The organism is Mycobacterium hubeiense (assembly GCF_002838065.1).
GTDB classification, from domain to species: Bacteria; Actinomycetota; Actinomycetes; order Mycobacteriales; family Mycobacteriaceae; genus Mycobacterium; species Mycobacterium hubeiense.
In genome coordinates this window covers 1-826 of record NZ_PIZU01000125.1, presented here as the reverse complement: position 1 = coordinate 826, position 826 = coordinate 1, and the positions used below count along the sequence as shown (strand labels likewise).

Here is an 826-nt window from a genome sequence, read left to right as displayed (position 1 = left end):
GAGCGATGCAGGGCCCGGACATGGTGATCGCGCAGTCCGTAGAAGACGAGCTCGAGCTGCCTTCGGGCCGCGGCCACCGCGCCGATGTTGGGGTTGCCGCGACGTTGAGCGACCTTTTCTCGGATGCCGCCGATAAGGCTGCTCTTCGGCAGAATTTTCACCGACTCGACTGCCGCCCACCGCACCAGGCGCGAACCTTGTTTGGTGATCCGGCCCCGGTGCACCGTGGTGTCGGATTCGTGGTGCGACGGCGTCAGCCCGGCCCAACAGGTCAACTGGGCGGGGCCAGCGAAGCGGTGCACGTCGCCGATCTCGGCGACGAACACCGCCGCCAGCACCGGCCCGATGCCGGGGATCTGCTGGATCGCGGTGTAGCCGGCATCATGGGTCAGCCGGCGCTGCACCACACCGGCGAACAGGTCGATCTCGGCATCGAAGGCTGCGATGAACCGGCGCAGTGAGGCGATACGTTCCTTGTACGGTGCGGGCATCGTGACCTTGTCCAGCAGCAGGTTTCCCTCGACGCCGAACAGGTCGCTCATTGGCACCCAGATCCCGCCCTTGGCCAACACCGCGTGCACGTGGGCCTTGCACTGGGAACGCATCGCGACCAGTTTGGCCCGGTGCCGCACCAGCTCCCGCAATTCCCTGGTTTCCGGCGGCGCGATCCACGCGTGCGCCAGCCGATCCATGCGCAACAGGTCGGCCAGATCGGCGGCGTCGCGTTGATCGTTTTTGACCCGCCGATACGAAAACGCCTTCACCCCGAGCGGGTGTGCCAGATGCACCCGTGCACCCAGCTCGGCGAGCGCATCGGCGGCCCAAT

At 66.8% G+C, this 826-nt stretch carries 1 protein-coding gene; it reads right to left on the bottom strand.

What is annotated here, in order from left to right; all coding sequences use genetic code 11:
* Positions 1 to 826 (bottom strand): IS110 family RNA-guided transposase (locus tag CWS39_RS28340; protein WP_102146121.1); only part of this gene is annotated, 826 nt, incomplete at both ends.